Source organism: Ferruginibacter sp. (assembly GCF_031430955.1).
Lineage (GTDB): Bacteria > Bacteroidota > Bacteroidia > Chitinophagales > Chitinophagaceae > Ferruginibacter.
Map to the genome: position 1 here is coordinate 1 of NZ_JANPCM010000349.1, position 5,385 is coordinate 5,385.

A 5,385-nucleotide genomic window follows, 5' to 3' on the forward strand; every position below is an offset into this window, starting at 1 on the left:
ATCAATATCATTAAGGGAAGTAAGCAAATGACAGGTTAAACTTTGCGTATTTATTTTATTTATGGTTTCAATAAAAACGTTTTCTGTACTCCATTCTATATTACTAAATAAATCTTTAAAGGGATGCTGCATACCCAGCAAATAATATCCTCCATCATTTGCAGGGCCAATTACTGTTTTACAGGTTTGTAAATTTTCATAAGCTTCAGCAATAACAGGGCTGGTTAATTCGTAACAATCGCTTCCTATTATGCAAACTTTCTCAAAACCAAGATTAAATAATTCTTCAAAGTCATTTTTCATTCTTTCTCCTAAATCATTACCTTTTTGTAATCTTTTTTCATAGCCATTCCATACATCATCTTCATTTAAATAGTCTGCATAAAAAACAAATTTTGTTGATGGAACTTGCTGTGTAATATTTTTAGTATGCTGTAATAAATGTTTATACACCAGCAATGTTTTTTCATTACCAATAGTTGCCGCCAATCTTGTTTTTACTTTAGATAAAATGGGATTGCGAACGAATATGATGAGTGCTTCTTTCATTGCTCTCTTAATTTTTCTCCCTCAGTTTTTTTAGGGTGTAAAGTAGTGTTGCGGTTTAGTTTTAAATCAATTTGTTTTTGTGCAGATGAGTTTGCAGGAGCTTTTCCAAAACGTAATCTAAATGCACGTAAACCGGTTTTTATTTCATTCCATAAATGCGGTGGCGCTTTATATCCATAAGCCCGGTATTTACCCGGCGGTACTTTTCCTTTTGCTGAAACAAATTTTTCAAACTGTTGTACCCAATTTTCAAACTTACTCATGTAATCAAAATCTTCAATTACATTTTCAGATTGATTATCGCTGTACTTTTTCCCAACACCGCTCTCTGCATATTGCCATAAATTTTCCGGTACTTCAATGCCACCATACCGGCATTGCCACACCAAGGGTGCATATGCCTGCCGCATATCTTTAAAGGGTTCTGCATCACCATCAAAATAATTTTTGTGCTGTAAAATTTTCGGCACATTGTTTTCATCCATCTCATCTCCACCAGCATCACCATAACAAAAAAATCCGGCTGTTCTTCCTTCTAAATGATTTATGCTAAGTTGTTTCCAAAGTTCAGTATGCTCTAATGCCATTGCCATCTCGGGATCTTTATGGGCAATTAATTTTTCATAGGGGTTACCGCCATTCATACACACCATCCTGTCGAACATTAATTTTAAATTACTGGTGGGTGCATACCAGTTTACCGGGCCAATAATGGCCCAGGCATCTGCCATATCTAATCTTCCATACAAATCCGCATCCCACATAAAATCAGGCTCGGCCCTGCTATTTTTTTTATAACAGTTACACGGCCAAACGCATAAAGCCATTGAGGTAGATACACAGGCGTTACAGCTTTGAATATGTGCCCGCCCGTAAGCATTACTTAAATCTTCGTAATCAATTTCCCAACCTTGCGGTAACCTATCAGCCATTTTCAGCATCAGCATTCTTGCTTTACTATCCACACCCGGGCAGTTGTATTGTTTGCGGCCCGAGCCTGCAATAATCAATATCCTGAAAGGGCGCTCATGAAGGGGTAATGCTGCATTTTTATCATCAGGTTTCATATCTTCAAGTTATGCAAAACATTTGGGAGGCTGTAAAAAATTATTACATTACTCTTGGTAAAAATTACCATGTAGATCCGCTGATTTTTTTAGGCATCCATATAATTGCTACGCCTTTGTTTGTATTATGTGTGGCCTGGCTTATAAAAAATTACCGGCAAAAGAAATCTATTCTGTGGCCGGTAATTATTGCAATATTTATTTTTAATGCGGCCAATATTTATCTCGTAATCTTTGGTACAAATATTCCCTGGTGGATCTATACTATTCTTGCTGTTACTACTATCATCAGCAGTTATTTCTCTTACAAAAAAGTAAGAAAAAAAATTAATTCTATTTAATAACGGGAGCATTTAAAATTGTTGCATCTTTTTGACCTCACCCCCAACCCCTCTCCAAAGGGGAGGGGAGCTTTTGACCCTAAAATTTGAACCTGTTTTATTTAAAAATAAAATATAGCATTGCGTCAATTTTAATTGCACCCTTTAGCAGCAACCGCCACCATCATAAAAAAATGTAGAGGGCGAAATAAAAATATCGTCCCTGTTTAAAGCCGCTAATGCACCTGCAGTTTTATCACATACCGCCAATGGCTGGTTAGGAAATAATACGTGGCCTTTATCATCATCCAAAAATTCTTCGCTGCCATAATAGATGGCCGTTTTACCTGTAAAAACACAAGGCCCGTCGGCAGGCATTGGGTCTTTAATAGCGCATACTTCCACACTTTCAATATAAATTAATTTATCGGTAGCGTAATTTTTAGGGTCTAAAATTCTGTAGGCTCTCTTTGCTCTTATTTCTACCGTACCAAAACCAATATCGGTGATCATTTTTATATAATCTTTTAATGGCAACGAACCGCTAAGGCATAATGCCCTTAACCTTTCATCTTCTCTTAATGCTTCAGGCATTTCAGTTTCACAGGTAGGGTCGCTCATTACTAAACGGCCACGTGGTTTAAGCACCCGGTACATTTCGCTCAATGCTTTTTTTAATTCGTCCTGTTTAAAAATATTGAACAAACAATTTTGTGCAGCCACATCAATGCTGTTATCTTCTACCGGTAAATTCAATGCATCACCTTTTCTTAAATCAACCATTTCTTTTTTAAACCACGGATTTAATTTTTCTGCTTCATCAAAATTTCTTTTGCTGGCGGCTATCATTTCATCTACTACATCTACACCCACTACACCTTTCTTTTGCCTGCTGAAATAAGCGAACTGCAACAGCTCCATTCCGCCACCAACACCAACATATAAAATTTTTGGGTTATTCACTAAATCCCTGGGGTTAACGGTACTGCCGCAACCATAATTCATTTGCTGCATAATTACCGGCATATCTAAACCGGGTAATTGCCAAACAGGTGTGGTAGTGCAGCATAAACCTACATCAGGTTTTTCTGCCGCTGCTTTGTAAACATCTTTCGTAGTTTCTAAATAAGCTGTACTCATTTTGTATTTTTTTATTTTGATTAAAGTTTTTTAAAAATTATACCGCAGGCTTAACTGCCCTTGTGTTCTTGATAATATTGGGTCGTACTGCCACGGTGTGGTAGTTACGTTATTAAAATTAAGTTCTGGGGGCGTTGCAGTATTTGCTTTTGCCACCGTTAATAATTGATAGCTGCTGTTTAGAACATTGGGTACATAATATTGTTTGCCCCATGTTTTGCTTATTAAATTAGATACATTAAAAACATCTAACGAAATATTTATACTTTGTCCTTTTTCTTTTTTACCCACTGTTACGCTGTGGCTTATTTTCATATCCAATTGATTATTCCATGGTGTTCTTGCACCATTACGTTGGGCATATTGCCCTCTGCGTTTGCTTAAATATTTATCATTGCTAATATAAGCATCTAACTGGCTCCATTGGTTTGCGGCACTATTGGTTACCATACCTGCCCCATCTTTTATATCTGCCAAATTACTTTCACTTTGGTTTTTGGGTATGTAAATTAAATCATTGTTGGGTGCACCATCTCTGTTAATATCGCCAATGTAAGTATAGGTAAATGGTGCACCAGATTGTGCAATGTAAACAACCGTTACACTTGTTGCTGCATTTTTCCATTTTTTATTATAGGTAAAAGTAGAAATACTTCTGTGCCTTAAATCAAAATTACTGTAAGATAATTGTGGGTCGTTGGGGTTTATAGTTTGGTTAAACTCCCAATTTGCCTGCGGCGAAACCCTTACTCCATTGGCTTTATCTTTTGATACGCCATAAGTATAGGCAGTGTTTACCCTGAATGTTTTATAACGTTTTGCTACCGATGCTGTAATGCTGTACCTGTAACCGTCTTTTGTATTGGTTAATAAAAATACATTGGTAAATGCGGCATTATATTTTTGTTGGTTACCGCTGCCCAAATAAACAGAACGATTATCACCTGTTCCTTTTAATACTGCCGTACTATCTTTTAAATTTACTGTTTTGTATAAAATATCGTACAAGGTTTTTGTGTAAGTGGCATCAATACTAAAGCTCCAGTCGTTTTTTGTTTTTACATCTATACCCAAACTGCTACGCATTACTTTTGGCAAACGAAAATTATTATCCAATAAATTTATTTCTCTAATACCCGGTTGATACGTTACTGCAACCTGAGCCACATTGCTGTTTAATGGTACCACACCAGTTGGCCTGTAATCAATATTACCATACGCAGTACCGCTGTTGTAGTATGGATACGCTAACCATGCAAAAGGCATACGGCCACTAAAAATACCAGTACCACCACGGATAATTATTTTTTTATTGCCCAGCACATCCCAGTTAAAACCAAACCTTGGCGCTAACTGCGGCCTGGCATAATTTTTATTTTGATAAGTGGCAAATTCTTTAGTTGTGGTTACAATTGCGTTTGCCGCCGGCCTGTCGGGGTATTCGGTAATATCGCTGCGAAGCCCAATGGTAAGTTGTAATTTTTTATTTACCGCAATATCATCTTGTATGTATTGGCTTAATAGTAATACCCTGAAATCTGCCGAGGCTATGCCTCTGTTATATTCGTAATCGTTGTTGGTTAAATTATATACGCCTCTTATACGGCTGGGTTTGTTGGCATAAAAATCATCAACACTTCTGTATGCCCACCGGCCATTAAATGCTGTTAAAAATTTATAGTTAACCCTGTACAATTCGTTATGTATGCCTAAAGTAAAATTGTGTTTGCCACGGTTGTACGCAAGGTTATCGGTAAACTCAAAAGTTTTTAAAGTAAGCCCGTACACTGCTGCCTCTCTGTAAGTACCAGCATAAATAGTGTTGGCAGTATTGTAGGTAATTTCTATGTGAGGAAAAAATAAACCATTGGTTTCTCTGTAATCATCGGTTTGTGTGTAACCTAAAATTAAATTGTTGCTTAAATTTTTTGCAAAATTACTCCGTACTTCCATTACAGTACTGCTGGTGGTGCTGTGGTGTTTAAAACCCTGGCTTTGGTAGTTGAGTACATTAGCACTGCGTTCGCCATAATCTGCAAAGGCTTTTACATAATTGTGTCTTATGCTAAGTTTGTGAGTGGTATTAATGTTCCAGTCTAATTTTAAAAATATTTTATTGCTTTGGTTTTGTAAATCTATTTTTTCGTAAGAGCCGCTGTTGTAGCCGTATCTTTTTGTTAAAGTATCTGCAAGTGCTTTTGCTAATGCAAAGGGAATGGCTGCACCTGCACTGCCCGGTGCAAAACCCACCGGCTCACTTTTACGGGCAATTTCTGCGGCAGCAAAATAAAATAATTTATTTTTTATTA

5 protein-coding genes are annotated in these 5,385 nt (G+C 36.9%); 1 reads left to right on the plus strand and 4 read right to left on the minus strand.

The genetic code is table 11. The features are described from left to right. A partial coding sequence (locus ACY65O_RS09905) for a TIGR04282 family arsenosugar biosynthesis glycosyltransferase (protein ID WP_462220692.1) occupies positions 1 to 549 on the minus strand: 549 nt, incomplete at its 3' end. Continuing rightward, complete coding sequence (locus ACY65O_RS09910; RefSeq protein WP_462220693.1) at positions 546 to 1,616, minus strand: NAD(P)H-dependent oxidoreductase; 1,071 nt, start codon at positions 1,614 to 1,616, stop codon at positions 546 to 548. The genes ACY65O_RS09905 and ACY65O_RS09910, both read right to left, overlap by 4 nt. Before the next feature lie 11 nt (positions 1,617 to 1,627). Between ACY65O_RS09910 and ACY65O_RS09915 the strand changes: the two genes are divergently transcribed. Then, complete coding sequence (locus ACY65O_RS09915) at positions 1,628 to 1,957, plus strand: hypothetical protein (protein WP_462220694.1); 330 nt, start codon at positions 1,628 to 1,630, stop codon at positions 1,955 to 1,957. Between the two features lie 144 nt (positions 1,958 to 2,101). Here the strand turns inward: ACY65O_RS09915 and arsM are convergent, their stop codons facing one another. Both arsM and ACY65O_RS09925 read right to left on the minus strand, forming a co-directional pair. Then, positions 2,102 to 3,076, minus strand: coding sequence for an arsenosugar biosynthesis arsenite methyltransferase ArsM (gene arsM / locus ACY65O_RS09920; protein ID WP_462220695.1), 975 nt, complete (start codon positions 3,074 to 3,076; stop codon positions 2,102 to 2,104). A 30-nt stretch (positions 3,077 to 3,106) separates the two neighbouring features. Beyond that, positions 3,107 to 5,385, minus strand: a 2,279-nt coding sequence (locus tag ACY65O_RS09925) for an outer membrane beta-barrel protein (protein WP_462220696.1), incomplete at its 5' end; no start/stop codon positions are given.

Excerpts from the sequence above, each read along its gene's own strand:
- ACY65O_RS09910 (WP_462220693.1), bottom strand. The coding sequence starts at position 1,616 with ATGAAACCTGATGATAAAAATGCAGCATTACCCCTTCATGAGCGCCCT.
- ACY65O_RS09915 (WP_462220694.1), top strand. The coding sequence starts at position 1,628 with ATGCAAAACATTTGGGAGGCTGTAAAAAATTATTACATTACTCTTGGT.
- arsM (WP_462220695.1), bottom strand. The coding sequence starts at position 3,076 with ATGAGTACAGCTTATTTAGAAACTACGAAAGATGTTTACAAAGCAGCG.